The 16,043-nt window shown below is 39.0% G+C and carries 14 protein-coding genes; 2 read left to right on the forward strand and 12 right to left on the reverse strand.

Features of this window, described 5'->3' with window-relative positions:
• Nucleotides 1–2: 2 nt before the first annotated feature.
• Nucleotides 3–1,808, reverse strand: a complete 1,806-nt coding sequence (asnB, locus tag FCU45_RS01125) for an asparagine synthase (glutamine-hydrolyzing) (protein ID WP_137011436.1) — start codon at nucleotides 1,806–1,808, stop codon at nucleotides 3–5.
• A complete protein-coding gene (locus tag FCU45_RS01130) occupies nucleotides 1,808–2,398 on the reverse strand; it encodes a class I SAM-dependent methyltransferase (RefSeq protein WP_137011438.1) in 591 nt (196 codons plus the stop codon). Before FCU45_RS01130 ends, asnB begins: the two co-directional genes overlap by 1 nt.
• A gap of 103 nt (nucleotides 2,399–2,501) precedes the next feature.
• Here FCU45_RS01130 and FCU45_RS01135 point away from each other — a divergent pair, with 103 nt between their 5' ends.
• The gene (locus FCU45_RS01135; RefSeq protein WP_137011440.1) at nucleotides 2,502–3,455 is read left to right on the forward strand and encodes an NAD(P)-binding domain-containing protein; all 954 of its coding nucleotides are present in this window, start codon (nucleotides 2,502–2,504) and stop codon (nucleotides 3,453–3,455) included.
• 7 nt (nucleotides 3,456–3,462) lie between these two features.
• On the opposite strand, the gene FCU45_RS01140 is transcribed toward FCU45_RS01135, so the two are convergent.
• Genes FCU45_RS01140 through topA form a run of 5 tightly spaced genes read right to left on the reverse strand, consistent with a single transcriptional unit; the run spans nucleotide 3,463 to nucleotide 8,670 of the window.
• Nucleotides 3,463–3,873, reverse strand: a complete 411-nt coding sequence (locus tag FCU45_RS01140; RefSeq protein ID WP_137011442.1) for a thioredoxin family protein — start codon at nucleotides 3,871–3,873, stop codon at nucleotides 3,463–3,465.
• Nucleotides 3,874–3,907: 34 nt separating this feature from the next.
• On the reverse strand, nucleotides 3,908–5,071 hold the full coding sequence (locus tag FCU45_RS01145) for a cation:proton antiporter (RefSeq protein ID WP_137011444.1): 1,164 nt from the start codon (nucleotides 5,069–5,071) through the stop codon (nucleotides 3,908–3,910).
• Nucleotides 5,072–5,075: 4 nt separating this feature from the next.
• Complete coding sequence (locus FCU45_RS01150; protein WP_137011446.1) at nucleotides 5,076–5,921, reverse strand: biotin synthase; 846 nt, start codon at nucleotides 5,919–5,921, stop codon at nucleotides 5,076–5,078.
• Nucleotides 5,918–6,439 carry a metallophosphoesterase family protein gene (locus FCU45_RS01155; RefSeq protein ID WP_137011448.1) on the reverse strand — a complete coding sequence of 174 codons (522 nt, stop codon included), beginning with the start codon at nucleotides 6,437–6,439 and terminating at the stop codon, nucleotides 5,918–5,920. Before FCU45_RS01155 ends, FCU45_RS01150 begins: the two co-directional genes overlap by 4 nt.
• 8 nt (nucleotides 6,440–6,447) lie before the next feature.
• Nucleotides 6,448–8,670, reverse strand: a complete 2,223-nt coding sequence (topA, locus tag FCU45_RS01160) for a type I DNA topoisomerase (protein ID WP_137011450.1) — start codon at nucleotides 8,668–8,670, stop codon at nucleotides 6,448–6,450.
• A gap of 210 nt (nucleotides 8,671–8,880) precedes the next feature.
• Between topA and FCU45_RS01165 the strand changes: the two genes are divergently transcribed.
• Nucleotides 8,881–9,699: a flagellin N-terminal helical domain-containing protein gene (locus tag FCU45_RS01165; RefSeq protein ID WP_137011452.1), complete on the forward strand. Its 819-nt coding sequence runs from the start codon at nucleotides 8,881–8,883 to the stop codon at nucleotides 9,697–9,699.
• Nucleotides 9,700–9,774: 75 nt separating this feature from the next.
• Here FCU45_RS01165 and FCU45_RS01170 read toward each other — a convergent pair whose 3' ends face one another.
• From FCU45_RS01170 to FCU45_RS01190, 5 genes are read right to left on the reverse strand one after another with little or no spacing between them, the layout of a single operon-like run.
• Nucleotides 9,775–11,781 carry a motility associated factor glycosyltransferase family protein gene (locus tag FCU45_RS01170; protein WP_137011454.1) on the reverse strand — a complete coding sequence of 669 codons (2,007 nt, stop codon included), beginning with the start codon at nucleotides 11,779–11,781 and terminating at the stop codon, nucleotides 9,775–9,777.
• A 45-nt stretch (nucleotides 11,782–11,826) separates the two neighbouring features.
• Nucleotides 11,827–13,809 carry a motility associated factor glycosyltransferase family protein gene (locus FCU45_RS01175; protein ID WP_137011456.1) on the reverse strand — a complete coding sequence of 661 codons (1,983 nt, stop codon included), beginning with the start codon at nucleotides 13,807–13,809 and terminating at the stop codon, nucleotides 11,827–11,829.
• 22 nt (nucleotides 13,810–13,831) lie between these two features.
• Nucleotides 13,832–14,854, reverse strand: coding sequence for a pseudaminic acid synthase (gene pseI, locus FCU45_RS01180; protein ID WP_137011458.1), 1,023 nt, complete (start codon nucleotides 14,852–14,854; stop codon nucleotides 13,832–13,834).
• 6 nt (nucleotides 14,855–14,860) lie between these two features.
• Complete coding sequence (locus tag FCU45_RS01185; protein ID WP_137011460.1) at nucleotides 14,861–15,097, reverse strand: acyl carrier protein; 237 nt, start codon at nucleotides 15,095–15,097, stop codon at nucleotides 14,861–14,863.
• A gap of 20 nt (nucleotides 15,098–15,117) precedes the next feature.
• Entirely contained in the window at nucleotides 15,118–16,035 is a 918-nt protein-coding gene (locus tag FCU45_RS01190) for a ketoacyl-ACP synthase III (protein WP_137011462.1), read from the reverse strand.
• Nucleotides 16,036–16,043 lie beyond the last annotated feature (8 nt).

Below are 16,043 nucleotides of genomic sequence, written 5' to 3' on the forward strand. Positions count from 1 at the left end.
AGCTAAAGCAGATACTTTTTTATCCAGACACTTAGTACGTAAAGCCCCCAGACATGCTGTTTAAAAGCTCCCCTTGAAGCGTTTTGGATATACTCCTCGATAGCATCTTTTTTAAAGATCCCGCTTTTGTCGTTTACCTCTCTGATTAGCTCTATCTTTTTGCTCTCTACCAAATATTCCATATATGGGTTAGAGAACCCCTTTTTTCTGCGAGAGAGAATTTTTTCACCGAGATACGGCTTTGCGATCGATTTAAGAAGCGACTTAGTGGTGCCATCCTCGTAACGCAGCTTTGGATCGATCGAGAATAGCGCAGACGCTAATTTATGGTCTAAAAAAGGTGTGCGTGATTCAATTGAGTGCGCCATGCTTACACGGTCAAGTTTACTCAAAAAGTGCTCGGCTTGAAAAAGATGCAGGTCAATATAGCTGTACCAGATGCTCTCATCACGGTGTTGTGAGTTCTCAAATCTCTCTCTATAGCTCTTTATATATTTGAGCGATTCATTATCTCTTACATTTCTTCTTAGAAGCATATTTTTTTGCAGGTCTGTAAAGCTCTCGCCTGTGGTGCGAAACAGAAGTGTGTTGTCAAAAACCCTTTTGTACCTCTCCCACTCTCTGTTCATCGAGAAGTTAGAGTGAAAATAGTTGCTTAGCCAGTTTCTGTTCTTGAGTTTTGTGAGTGATTGCACATCCAAAAATTCAAAATATTGTCTATATCCCAAAAAGAGCTCATCGCTCCCCTCTCCGCTTAAAACCACTTTGTAGCCATCTTTTTTAATACGCTCAAAAAGCAGGTAGAGCGGGATTGCCGCCGGATCGTTTAGAGGCTCGTCAAGCGTATCGAGAGTTTTGTCAAGCGCATCGATAAAGTCGTTTTGCAAGATCTCGACCTCCTGATTTGAGACACCCAAAAACTCCGCGCTCTCTTTGGCGTTTTGCCTCTCGTCATATTTTGCAAAATCTTTGTAGCCCAGTGTGTAGGTCTGCAGTTTTACTCCGTTTTTTATGGCAAAGGCGTTTATTAGAGCACTATCGATTCCTCCTGAGAGCAGCGATGCCATTGGAACATCTGCGCTAAGTCTTATATTTACGGACTCTTGTAGAAGATTTTCTAGCGTGAACACGGCTTCATCTCTCTCTGTGATGAGGTTTGGTGTGGCATCCAGCAGGTCAAAGTAGCGTTTTACTTCGACTTTTTTATTTTTAAAAGTAAGGTACTCGCCCGCTGCCAACTTCTTTATGTTTTTAAAAAAGGTAAAGGGAGGGACGGGAGCTAAAAATGAGAGGTAGCTAAGAAGCGCATCCTCATCCATCTCAACTTTTTGCAAAAAGGGCAGAAGCGCTTTTATCTCAGATGCGAATATAAAAGATCTCCCATGCAGATAAAAGAGCGGTTTTTTGCCGAGTCTGTCGCGAAAAAGGTAGAGAGTCTCGTCATCCAGAAGTGCGATTGCAAACATACCGCGCAAGTGCTCTACAAAACCGACTCCCCACTTAAGATACGCCGCGATAATAACCTCGCCCTCACTTTGGGTTTTAAAATAAAAGTCGTTTTTGAGCTCATCTCTAAGCTCTTTGAAGTTGTAGATCTCTCCGTTAAATGAGAGCAGTATCTTCTCAAAGGAGAGCGGCTGATTTGAGCGGTGGTGAGTGTCTGTTATGCCAAGACGCTGATGCGCAAAAAAGAGGTCTTCTCTCTCTACAACACCGCAAAAGTCAGGTCCTCTGTGAGTAAGTCTGCCAAGAGCAGCTCTGGCAGTAGTTGCGTCATACTCTCCTAAGATCCCAAAAACTGCACACATCAGATAGACTCTTTTAGAAAAAGGACGGTTATATCCTCTTGCATGTAATCATCTCTTAAAACTACTTTTTGAACTCCCAGATGTGCCGCCATCTGCTCTATCTGCGAGGTTGTAAGATAGTTGTATGTCTCACTTTTTCTCTCCCCGTGAAGCACGTTAAAGATAAAACCGACTCGGCTGGCGTTAAAACAGTTTTGCACAAATAGGTGTGTTTCAAACTCTTCAAGCACATTCATAGCGCCGCTGCAGACATAATAATCTGCCGCAGGAAGCTTCTCCTTGCAGATGTCTGCTATTATAATCTCGCACCCTGTTCTCTCACTTGCGATGGAGTACATATCAGCAAGGGAGTCTATACCGATATACTCTTTTGGAGCTCTTTTTCTCTTTGTCATATATAGGTACAGGTCTCCAAAACCGCACCCCGCATCTGCAATGCTGTATGAGTTTAGCTCATCGGGAAGCATCTCTAAAATAATATCAAACCTTATTTTTTGAGACTCTTTAGAGTGCCAGTTTACCCCTTTTGCCGTAATGCCGTACTTGTCTATGGCTGATGAGTAGAATTTTTGACTGTCAACGCGGGGCATGGCTTTTCCAACATAGATTGATTTTTGAAATTATAGTATAAAAAATATTTAGATTGTTTTTTTATTATGTTAGAATGTTGACAATATGTTATAAGGAATAATTATGAGTCATATGTACAATCTTGCGATAATAGGTGCCGGTCCTGCAGGAATTGCAACGGCGGTTGAGAGTTATCTTTTGGGCATTAGAGATATCATTTTGTTTGAAAAGGATGAGAATCACAACTCCACTATACGCAAATATTACAAGGATAACAAAAGGGTAGACAAGGATTGGAAGGGTCAGAAGGTGGAGCTTGACGGCAGGATCTACTTTGTTGACGGTACAAAAGAGACAACGCTGGATTTTTTTGATGAGATCTTGGCAAACCACTCCGTCGAACTTAAAACACATACAGAGGTTCAAAAGATAGAGAAAAGAGATGGATATTTTGAGGTTTTCATCGCTGGCAGCAGCATAACGGCGAAGTATGTAGTTGTCACTATAGGTAGAATGGGAAAACCAAATAAGCCAGACTATAAGATACCGCCAGAGATAAAAAGCAGAGTAGGCTTTACACTAGACGGCTGCGTTGGCGGCGAGAAGGTGTTGGTTGTCGGCGGCGGGGACAGCGCGATCGAGTACGCTGTTGATCTAAGTGGACAAAATAGTGTTTTTATATGCTACAGAAGAGAGACCTTTAGACGCGCTAACCCTACAAACCAGCGTGATATCGCAAATGCTATTTCGCATAAAGAGGTCGAACCCATTTTAGGGATAGATATCGTCTCGTTAGAGAGTGATGAGGGCAGGGTCAAAGTCATCTTTAACGATATAGAGCCGCGAACTTTTGACAGAGTTATCTATGCCATCGGCGGCACTACGCCAAGCGCATTTTTGGCAAGTTCGGGCATAAAAGAGGAGGATGGCAAACCTGTACATGACGATAATTATGAGACAAATGTCAAAGGACTTTTTGTAGCCGGCGATATAACTCAAGAATCAGGCGGAAGTATAGCTCTAGGGCTTAACCACGGCTATGCGATTGCATGTCATATACAGGAGCAAGAGCAGTAGAGAGAGCTTATTCTAGCTCAAGCTCTTCAAAGAGCTCTAAAAACTCTGCCTTACCCATAAAACCCATTCTCTCATAGTCTGACTGCTCATCTTTTGGGTCTATAATATAGGTTGTAGGCACTAAGGGAGTGTTGAGGTATGGCGGAAATCCTCCCTCTCGTTTATTTATGATGAGAGGGATATACTTTTTCTTTATAAGTTCATCTATAGTTTTATCAGAGAGTGTCGTTTTTTCAAATCTTATACACCACGGACAGTTATTTGTGACTATAACTACCATAAGCCCCTTGTTCTCATCTTTTGCTTTTTTGAGTGCCGTATCGTAGTTTGTCTCGTATCCCATCTCTTTGGCAAACTCTTTGTAGCTTTGTGCGGAGGCTATTAAAACGGTAAGTAAAAATGCTAGCAGAGCTTTCATAGGCTATCCCCTTTCTGTTGGGTTGGCAAAATTATCAAGCAGGCTCTATACCTTTTTTTATTTTGTAGTTGTTTATCAACTTGATAATGATCATTATAGCGATCGCCTGGAAAAGAGAAGCTAAAATAAGAGCGTAGTAGTGAAGCTCATCAATACTGTTTGCATTATATGCAAGAGTTGCCATTGCGATAAGAAGTGTCAGCGGCATAGAGTGTGAGAGTCCCATCAGGATTGAGTCTATAAAACCGAGATCCTTTATAAATACCAAAGATGCCACCACTCTCATAAGCGTCATAGCAAGTGTTATAAAGAGCGCTTTTGTTATAAGCCCCTCCATAAAGAGCATCTCCAGGTTAAATGAACTTCCGATATGAATGAAAAATATAGGTACTAAAAAACCAAAGCCGAAAGAGGCGAGTTTTTCGGGAAGTTCATGCTTGTGTTCAAAAAAGGTAGGAATAAACATCCCTGCTAAAAATGCCCCAAAGGCAAGCTCAAGATCAAGATAGAGCATTGCACCTACAAGAATGAAAAATATCCCCATAGAGAGCCTTATATCCTGCTCTTTGTTGTCATTATGCGGCATAAGGGATGTGGAGACCTCGGGAAACCACCAAAAGAGAAGCTCCATAGCGCGAAATAGCAAAAACATAAATAGCAAAAATAGTATAAGTGCTAGAACTGTTTTTATCAGACCCTCTCCTATACCCGATTGGAGTGCCGCGGATGTAAGTGTTAAAAAGCCTATACTTACTATCTCGCCTATTGCTCCAGCCGTCATGGAGAGCGAGAGCCAAGGAGTCTTACCGTACTCTTTTGAGAGAGTGGCAATAAGCCCGACAGAGATAAGCGGCATAAGCACCATAAATATCTTTCCAAGATCTAAATAGAGAGAAAGGGCGATTGAGAATGCGTATAAGATAACAAGATAGATAACAATCTTATTGACCAGTTCTCTTGGTGTCTTAAGCGTGTTTTTTAGATTGATCTCAGTTCCGGCTATAAATATAAGATATAAAAATCCAAACTCTGCAACCAGATCAAAGAGGTGCTCTTCATGTAAAAAGCCAGCGTATCCAAAAATAGCGCCAAATATTATCTCAACGGGAGTAAGCGGAATCTTTAAAAGCTTCGCAAAGAATGGTGAAAAGATGATTATAAGAGAGATAGTTACTATAAGAATTACATTTTCATGCATTATGTTATCTCACAGCTTTTGCAATTTTAAGACCAAGCGATCTTAGCATATCGAGATCTTTGCTCATCTCGCGTCCGTTTGTTGTAAGGTAGTTGCCTATTACTATGGAGTTCGCCCCGTGTGAAAAGATCTCGTTTTGTCTCTTTCCAAACATAAGCTCTCTGCCTCCGGCAATCATGATACGCTCGGCATCAGAGAGCATCTCTCTTGTGAGTTTTACCAAAGAGAGCGCTTCATCCACATTTAGCGGATTGGGACTGAGCTCCAACGCTTCGTTGTGGTGGTAGAAGTTTATAGGTACTGATGTCGGGTTCAGTGATTTTAAAGACTCAAGCATCGAGACTCTATCTTCTTGGCTCTCTCCAAGTCCGAAAATCCCTCCGCTGATAAGAACCAAACCCGCCTCATTTACATTTTTGCAAGTCTCATATCTCTCATCCCAAGAGTGGGTCGTACAAATTTGAGGATAGAACTCTTTTGAGGTCTCTAAGTTATGGTTATAGGCTTTTATACCAGCTTTTTTGAGTGTAAGAAGCTGCTCAAGCGTTGCCGTGCCGTTGCATGCAATAAGTCTGAGCTGGGGCACCTCTTTAGTTAAAACTTCGGCGATCGAGCAGACAAAAGAGAGAGTTTTTTCATTGAGCCCTTTATCTGCCGTTACGAGACAAAAGCCCAAAGCGCCGTTTTGCTGCGCCGCGCTTGCCTCTTTTAAAATAAGCTCTATATCTTTTTGTTTGTATCTATCTATGTCAGCTTTATAGCGCACGCTTTGAGAGCAAAATTTGCAATCTTCATTGCAGGTACCGCTGTTGATGTTGCAGATGGAGCATAAAAATATCTCTTTGTTCATTGTTTTTCTCTTATATAGTTAAACTCTTCTTTTTTTATCTCATCACTCTTGTTTGCTCTTGTATATCTTGTCACCACAAATTCGTCATCTTTTATCTCTAGCATCGCCCACTCCGAGAGAGGCTTGTTTCTGGCACAGACCTCGCCCGAATTTAAAAAGAGGGTATTGCCCGTAAACTCTATGGAGAACTCATGTGTATGTGCAAATATTACAACATCCGTATCAGGAGTCATATAAAAAGGGAGATGCATAAGTTTGAATGTTGTGTTTGAGAGTTTAAAGTAGTACGGCTCTTGAACGAGATTGAACTGATTGTGAAACTGGAAGAGATGCGCATCATTGTTTCCGTAGACCGCTTCGTATCTCAAACCGCTCTGTTTGAGGAGGTTAAGAACCTCTACATCTACAATATCGCCGGCATGCAGCATAAACTCGGCACCGTCTGCTATGAGGGTATCGATCGCTCTTTTGGCTTTTTTAACCTTCGTGTGCGTGTCTGCAATGATACCTATTTTCATGCTCTTCTCTACTCTATATCTTCTATCGGTGTTCTGGTTTTACACTTTATACACTCGTAAACCTCTTTGCCTCTGTATGTTCTTCTTGCCAAAGCGCCGTTGCACCCTTTTTCTTTACATTTTATGGTTGTAGGCTCGAACTTGGAGATAAAGGTACATTTAGGGTAGTTCTCACATCCCCAGAATGGACCGCGTCTGGAGTTTTTAAGGCTTATTTTTCCGCCGCATTCAGGACACGGGGTCTCGCTTACTTTCTCCTCTACGTTTATGCTTTTCGTGTTCTTACAATCAGGATATCCGCTGCATGCCAAAAATGGACCGTTTCTGCCCGTTTTGACAACCATCTCTTTGCCGCACTTATCGCATATCTCGTTGCTTGACTCGGAGTTTAATTTCTCTCCATCCTCTTTTTCGCCCTCAACCTGTTCTGTATATTTACACTTTGGAAAACCGCTGCACGCGATAAACTCTCCAAATCTTCCTGAACGAAGAAGCAGCTCTTCACCGCATTTTGGACAAGCGCGGCCTAGGGGTTTTGCTACTTTTAGTGAGACTATCTTCTCTTTGCCCTCTTTAACCTTCTCGTCAAACTCAAAGTAGAAGTCACTCAGTAGTTTCTGCCAGTCATTATGCCCGTCTGCTACTTCATCGAGCTTCTCTTCCATATTTGCAGTAAAAGATACATCCACAATATTTGGGAAATGTTTTTCAAGTATCTCTGTTACCGTAAATGCCATATCTGTAGGGATGATCTGCTTCTTTTCAATGGTCACATAAGTTCTGTTGCTAAGAGTTGCAATAGTTGGAGCGTAAGTTGAAGGACGACCGATTCCCTCGCTCTCAAGCTTTTTGATAAGTGCCGCTTCTGAGTAGCGCGCAGGTGGTTCCGTAAAGTGCTGCTCCTGTTTTACTTTTTGTATCTCAGCCTTCTCACCCTCCTTAAGCGCAGGTAGAAGTTTGTCTTTATCTTCCGCCCCAGTCAGTGCGTAAAATCCGTCAAAAATAAGCTTTCTTCCACTTGCTCTGTACTCATTCTCTTTGCCGCTAAAGATGATGCTCTGCTGCTCAAATAGCGCGTCGTTCATCTGGCATGCCATAAATCTCTCATATATAAGACGGTAGAGTTTTATTTCATCAGGTTTTAGGAATGATGCCGCGACCTCTGGAGTAAATTGAAGCATAGTTGGGCGTATAGCTTCGTGAGCCTCTTGTGCGCCTTTTGCCTTTTTAGTATAGACCTTAGGCTCTTTTGGAAGATATTTTTCTCCGAATCTGCTCTCAATTACACCGCGAACAGCGCTAACCGCCTCTTGTGCAAGATTGAGTGAATCGGTTCTCATATAGGTGATGACACCGCTTGTTCCGCTTGGAGTCTTAACGCCCTCATAGAGCGCTTGCGCGACCATCATTGTTTTTTTTGGGGTAAATCCCAGTTTGCTTGAAGCGGTCTGCTGAAGCGTTGATGTCATGAACGGCGGAGGAGTTGCACTCTTTCTCTCTTTTGTCTCTATCTTTGAGATGACGAACGAGTCGGCTTTTACACTACCAACTATCGCATCTGCTTCTTCTTTGTTTGTTATAGAGAGTTTTGATAGTTTATTTTGTTTATGTTGTGTAAGCGTAGCTTCTATATCTTTTTTAAAGAGAGTGTCTATTGTCCAGTACTCCTCGGGTACAAACGCTTTTATCTCTCTCTCGCGGTCTACTACAAGCTTGAGCGTAGAGGATTGAACACGACCTGCTGAGAGTCCTTTTTGTATCTTTGAACTAAGAAGCGGCGAGAGTTTGTAGCCCACGACACGGTCGAGTATGCGGCGTGCCTGCTGAGCATTTACCATATCCATATCTATTTTGCGGGCATTCTCCAATGCGTGGTTTATAGCGGTTTTTGTTATCTCATGAAAAACTATTCTAGGAAGCTCTTGCGGGTCTTTTTTGATAGCGTGTGCTATGTGCCATCCGATAGCTTCACCCTCACGGTCCTCATCGGTCGCGATATATATCGTGTCGCACTTTTTTGCCAAAGCGTTTATCTCTTTAACCGTTGCGGCGTTCTCTTTTGCAACGCTGTATGCAGGAACTAGATGGTTCTCTTCATCAATGGAAATTCCAAAGCGTGATTTTGGGAGGTCGCGTATGTGACCTTTGGATGCGATGACCTCATAATCCTTGCCGAGAAAGTTTTTTATGGTCTTTGCTTTAGCGGGTGATTCGACGATAATTAGGTTCAAATAGTTTTCCTATATATATATAGTATAGTTGTTTTAAGTTTGGAAGTGTAGCAAAAAAAGTAGAAATAGCAAAAACAAGAAAATATTTTAAAAATATTTGCAAATTAATTAAAGTTATTTTTTTTGCTGTCGATCTAGTTAATATCAAAGCAAGGAAGCCGAGATAAAAATTTAACTGGAGCGTAAGGCTCTACCCGAAAAGGATTTATTATGGGATTTAGAATTAATACAAACATTGGTGCGATGAACGCACACAGAAGTGCTACACAAAACAACGTTGGACTTGACAAAAGTCTTAACTCTCTTTCTTCAGGTTTAAGAATCAACAGAGCAGCGGATGACTCTGCGGGTCTTGCTATTGCAAACCAGCTTTCAGCTCAGTCAAACGGTCTTGGTCAAGCAATAAGAAATGCTAATGACGGTATCGGTCTTATCCAAACAGCGGACGGTGCTCTTGAAGAGTATGGAAATATCCTAAACAGAGTTAGAAAGCTTGCAGTTCAAGCAGCCAACGACACGCAGAGTACTACTTCTCGTAGTTACATCTCTGGAGAAATCACGGCTCTTATGGCACAGGCGGATGACATTGCTACTACAACTGCATTTAATGGTATTAATCTTTTAGATGGAAGTAAAGCTTCATTTACATTTCATACAGGAGCATATGCAAATGAGACGCAATCTGTAACGATTGGGGATGCACAAGTTACAGCGATTGTTGCTGGTACATACACAGTAAATACACAAACTAATGCAGAGATAGCGATTTCAAGTATGGATGCTGCTATCATAGCGGTTGATGATCTTCGTGCTACCCTTGGTGCTGCTCAAAACAGACTAGAGTCAACCGTTAGAAATATATCTGTAACTCAAGTGAACGTTAAAGCGGCTGAGTCTCAGATTCGTGATGTTGACTTTGCGGCTGAGTCTGCAAACTTTGCAAAACACAATATCTTGGCTCAATCTGGTTCGTATGCTATGAGTCAGGCTAATGCTGTTCAGCAAAACGTATTAAGATTGTTACAGTAGTGACAATCGTTGAAGCAGCGTAAGCTGCGGATACGTTTCTTCAGAAATGGTGAGGTTAAGACTTCACCATTTTCTTTAACACCGCTTTTCTATAAAATCTTCAAGACTCTTTTCGTAAATATCTTCTATATCAAGAAGCTCTTTTTCTATAAAACTGTTAAATACTTTTATATGCTTTTTGCTGTTTTTCAGCCCTTTGGTATTGAAAAAATCCATGATTATAGGCAGAACATAGCTAAAGAAGCTGTGGTATATTACAGTTAAGCTGTTGCTAACATTGTCATGCCTTGAGAGTAATTGAGAGGTTACACCCAGCAGATCGTAAAGATATTTGTCTTTATTTGTTTTTGAGACTCTGTTTTGATGGTCGAGAATTATATTTTTGATCTCTTTTGAATAGACAAGTCGTTTTTTTATTAGATCTACATCATCACTGCTTAGCTCTTTAGTAGAGTAGCTATCTAGAAGTTTGTTTATTGAGATGGCTAGCGCTTGTTTGTCAACTGTTTCAAATGAGTCTACGTTTATATCTTGTATCTGTTTTGGTATGGCTAGATGTATGTATGCACCGTCATTAAGATTATAGATGCTTTGATCTTGAAGTTTTAATCTCGGTATGCCGGCGTATAGAGATTGTATAGATCCATGAAACAGCGATGTAGTATATACAGTATCCGTAAAATTTCCTTTTATAGGGAAGAGATTTTTTCTAAGTGACATAACATTCTCTAGGTTGTCTTTTGTCAACATATCTTTTTTTGAGCTGTATATATGATCCTCAGAGTGGGTAGAGCCGCTCTCTTGATCAACTGCCAAGTCTTGTCCAAGCAGATAGAGCTCTTTGGTATTAAGTATAAGTGAAAGCAAGAGAGTTGAGGAGCCTACACATCTTCCTCCAGAAAATTGTCCAAAATTTTGAAAATAATTTACTTGGTCTTCATAATAATAGATCTGCTCTTTTGAGAAGATATCTCTCATTTTTGCTGGTGAAAAAGATCCCAGTATAATAATGCTGTTTTTTAAAAACTCTTTAACGGGAAAGTTTTCTAAGTGGGGGAGTGAGGTTTCAAATCCATCAATATGTGTAACAATATCAGGAACAATCCCGTTATCATATAGAGTTTTAAGCGTTGCAGTTACAGTAATAACTATGAACTTTTTATGATTTACCTTCAGCCAATCAATGTTTTTTTTAAGTGATGGTCCGGCGGTGATCAGGAGTACAGGTTTTTTTGAAAATATAGAGTTCTCAAAGTGTCTTGATAGATTTAGTACTCTGTACCCGTCATTTATATACTCTAGAGGACGTAATATTTTTTTGAGTTGTGTTTTGTATGGAAATACAGTAAATGATTGTGATGTGAGGGCATTTTGAATCTGCTTTATTTTGTTGTTTGAGTGTGCTGGAAAGTAGGAGTACTTTAGATATCTGTTATAAAAAAAGGTGTTTTGCAAAAACCTATTTATCTTAATGAGAAAAATATTCTCATCATCTCCTATGGAGAAGTAGAGCTTGGAATTTTGAGCTATCTCAAAGTATGGAGTTACAAAAAGGGATAGTCTAAAAAGTTCAATATCATCCTCGATAATCAAATATTCGGTTGCTTTGATTTTTTCATCGATAAGAGATGCATGAACTCCTAAACCGACACCGATAAAGATGAACTTCTCAATTTTGCTCATCTCATCACGCTCGTCTGTGTTGTCAATGTAATAGTTCATTACAGGGAAAATGCCTTCAAAACCACTGCTTTTATCATCTAAATTTGCCAGTTTTTCTTCCGAAAATTTGTACAAAGGAAAGCCTTCAAAACTGAATGAGCTTTTATAAAAATCTACCTGTTTGCATAGCTCTTTTGAGATCTTATTGCTGTCACCATCGTAAAGGTATCGACCGCTTTTTAACTCCTTGACATCAAAATAACCTTTTATATACTCTAAATCATATCTCGGCGCATAGCTACCGTTTTCCAGGGCCAAATTAAATCTTTGCAGTTTATCCATCAAATCTTTATGGTTATGGGCAAAATACTCTAAATTTTTTTCATATGTTTGGATCGCTTTTGTCTCTATAGATTCCATTATAACCTCTTTCATTTATATGCTGATTTTACCATTTGTTTTTTATTACAATCTTGAGTCCAAAGCATTTCGGTAAAAATCTATAATTTTAAGCATATGTGAGACGAGAAAATCGTCTATTTTTTCAATATGCTCTTTTTCATTTTCTAATCCAGCCGTGTTAAAAAAATCAAAGATGTAAGTTAGAATATATTGGTTGTATGTGTCTAAAACACGGGCAAGTTCATAATTGCTTATATTTTCTCTGCTGCTTATGGAAAGGCAAAGTTTTTCAAGCCCCTCTAAGTACTCTTTTGCATCTGATCTCTCATTTTTACTATGGTTCATAATGATATTTTGCATTTCTCTTGCATGAGAGAGTTTGTTGTACAAATTTTTTATCTCATTCTCATCCAGTTTTGAAGAGAAGTTTTTAAGGCATAAGTTGTATATATGGGCTCTCATATCTTGAGTTGATTTAAGTGTTATATCGCTTGGTTTTTTGCTTAGCGTACCTATAAATTTTGCTCCATCGCTTAAGTTAAAGACGGATTGAGACTCTTTTTTTAAGATCTTTGTAGCTTGGTTTATGGCGTCGATTGAGATTTTAAAATTTGGTGTTGTCTGTACTTTGTCGGTAAAGTTTCCATCTACATAAAAAAGAGTGTCTTTGAACGACATCTTATCTTTTTGAGCCGAACTCTCAGGCATTTTAAGGGTTTGTACATACTCGTGTCCATCAGCGTGTGTTTTTCCGGTTTTGCTGTCTATTGCCAAATCCAATCCGAGAAGATAGAGGTTTTTAACATTGAGTCTTAGCAGTAGTTGATATGTTAGGGAACCTACGCAGGGTGCCGATGGTTTTAAAGATAGTTTTTTATACTGCGTGCCTGTCTCAAAAAAGAAAAGTCTCTCTTTGTCAAACATAGAAACGACTTCTTTTGGGGTTCTTGCGGTGAACATACATATGGAATCTTTGATAAACTCTAGAGAATTTAGCCTGTCAAAATGGGCTTTTGCCGCGTCAAAAGCATCCAGGTGGGTGATAATGTCCGGTTTTATATCTTCCTTTTCCAAAATGGAGAGGGTTGCAGATAGGGCAACGACCACAAAGTGGTCACGGTTTTGTTTGAGCCACTCCATGTTTTTTTGCAGCGACGGTCCGGCAGCCAGTAGTAGAAAAGGCTTTTCATCAGTTAGTTTATCCGATAGACTTAGCGAAATGTTTAAAAAGCGATAATCATCGAAAATATACTCAAGCGGTGTTAGATACTGCCTTAAAAGATGATGGTAGAAAAATAGCAGATGAGCCTGCGATGTTACCGCTACGTGAAACTGCTCTATCTTCTCTTCGCTATGGCTTAATATATGAAAATATTTTATGTAGTGATTGTAGTAATGTTTTGTTTTTAAAAAGTTTGTAGAAGTTGTAAAAAATTGGTTGTCATCTTCAAATACACAAAAGAAGAGTATTGCATCCAGTGCTATCTCCTTGTAGTTAGTAACGAAAAGAGAGAGTCTAAAAAGCTCCAGATCATCCTCTATGATAAGATACATATCGGACTTGATCTTTTTATGAATTGAAGTTATATGCAAGCCGAGGCCCGTACCAAAAAATATGAACTTATTTATCTTTTTTAGCTCTTTTTGTTTTGGTGATTTGCTGTTCGTGTAGTAGATAATAGGCGCAAAACCGCTCATATGGTGTACAAATGGTTTCTCCTTTTCATATCGCTTTAAATCATCCAGTGAAATAGCGTGCTTATGAAATCCCTCAAAGAGATTTTCTTCTAGAGTATAATCTATACTCTCTTGAGCAAGTGATGCGTGAACTTTGCTGTCTTTGGAGTAGAGATAGCTGTTCGTCTTTTTTTCAAAAACATCAAAATAGCCGTTTTCATATACAAGTTCATATCTCTCTTGATAATAGGAGTGGCTTACAGCGTTGTCAAGGGCAAGCAGTTTTGAAAAAAGCTGCGGATGATTCTGCTCTATATACGAGATATTTTCATTAAAGGTTTTTGTTATTATGCTGTTTATATCTTCCAAATAACATCCTGTTTTGTATATTTCACTTTAGAGGTTCTCCGAACTCATAATCCATTTGTGCTTTTTTGCCCAAGACATCTTTCAAATATTTCGGGTGCATTCCATAACCCGGTCTTACACTTCGTATGTTTTCTTCACTAAAGAGTTCACCTTTTTTGATATCTTTAGCTACATAAAGGCTTCTTGAAGAGTGTCTAGATGCTTTTTTCTTTTCATTTAAACTATAGTCTACCTTGCCCAAAAGCTTTTCCGCATCTCTTATGGCTTTGACCATTTCAAAAAACTCTTGCTTGTCCATAGAGAAGTCTGCGTCGGGACCGCCGATAGATTTGTCAAGTATAAAATGCTTCTCAATAACCTTTGCACCTAAAGTTGCTGCTACAATGGGGGCAGTAGAGCCTAAAGTGTGGTCTGAAAAACCGGATATAACTCCAAATGTTTGGGCAAGATTTGGAATTGTCAAAAGATTTGCTTCTTCTAGCGGTGCTGGATATGAGCTGGTACATTTCAAAAGCACAATATCACCGTTTCCGACACTTCTGCATATATCCACGGCATCTTGTATCTCATCTATCGTAGCAATACCTGTTGATATAATCATCGGTCTCATCTTTGAAGCCGTATATCTTATAAGTTCATAGTCCGTAATCTCAAACGATGCTATTTTATAAGCAGACGGATTTAATGTTTCTAAAAAATCGACTGCACGTTTATCAAAAGGGGAAGAGAATATATCAATATTTATACTTCTGGCATAATCAAAAAGTTCTTTGTGCCACTCCCATGGAGTGTGTGCTTCATTATACAAATCATACAATTTTCTTCCTGCCCATAAGCCATTTGGATTTGCCATAAAATCTGCTGAATCATGGTTGAGCGTAATTGTATCTGCCGTATATGTCTGGAGTTTTATACAGTTTGCTCCTATCTCTTTTGCAGCTTTTATAGAGTCAAGTGCATTTTTTAAACTACCGTTATGATTTGCACTAAGCTCGGCAATTATATAAACACCGTCTGTATCTAAATCAAAATTACCAATTTTCATATTTTTTTAATCTACTTTTTTATTTATGTACTCAACTATATCACTGATTGTGCGTACTTGACTTAAATCCTCATCAGGAATTTTAATATCAAACTTTTCTTCAAGCAATAAATAAACATTTACAACATCAAGAGAATCTATACCTTGATCTCTCAGTGGTATATCGTTTTTCATTTCACTTGCATCACCTAGCACTTCCGCCTCTGCTATCACTTCTTTTACATTTTCTACTGTTGCTTTCATCTTTTTTTCCTTTTTTTAAATTAAACTTTTTCTATTATAGCACTACCCCAAGATAGTCCTACACCAAACCCAGAAATCAAAAACCTTCTGTTCTCTTCTTTTATTATCTCTTTTTCTAAAATAATAGGGATAGAAGAAGAGACGGTATTCCCATATTCATGCATATCAAAAGGCACTTTCGACTCATCTACTTTAAGTCTTTTTCTTATAGTATCTACTATATATTTGCTTCCTTGATGCAGTACATATTTATCTATGTCACTATTTTCTAGATTATTTTTATGAAGAAGTGCTTCTATATGTTTAGGTATAGTCGTCGCCGCAAAATTAAATACTGCCCTGCCATTCATATAAAGTTTCTCCTCACAAAGCAACTCTCTATAATCTTTTCCATTTGTGCCAAAACTAAAATCTTTTGGAACAAAGGTTCCATCCTCATTTATGTAAGTTACTGTTGCGCCATCACCAAAAAGCAGTGCAGTATTTTTATCTTCGTTATCTATTATATCTGAATATGGGTCAGCGGTAAAAAGAAGTCCATTTTTTAAATTATTGTTCTTCATAAACGAGATGATGTTTGATAATCCATACACATATCCGCTACACCCCAAAGATATATCAAAACAGGCACAATTCTGAGGTAGTTCAAGTTTACCGTGAACAATCGCAGATGTATGAGGTATATTAAAATCTGGATTTTGAGTTACCACAACACAACAATCAATCTCATCTTTATTGATACTGAGTTTTTGCGTCAAGTTTGTAAATGCTTTTACACATAAGTCTGAAGCCTTTTCCTCTTTCTCTTTTAAGGCATGGAACTTTACACCTATTTTATTTTCTATGAAATCATCATCAAGCTCAAACTTCTCTTTTTTATCATAATTAGATATTTTATTATCTGGTAGATAACTTGCTATTTGTTTTATCCCTAACATATTTTTCT

Source organism: Sulfurimonas crateris (genome assembly GCF_005217605.1).
Classification (GTDB): domain Bacteria; phylum Campylobacterota; class Campylobacteria; order Campylobacterales; family Sulfurimonadaceae; genus Sulfurimonas; species Sulfurimonas crateris.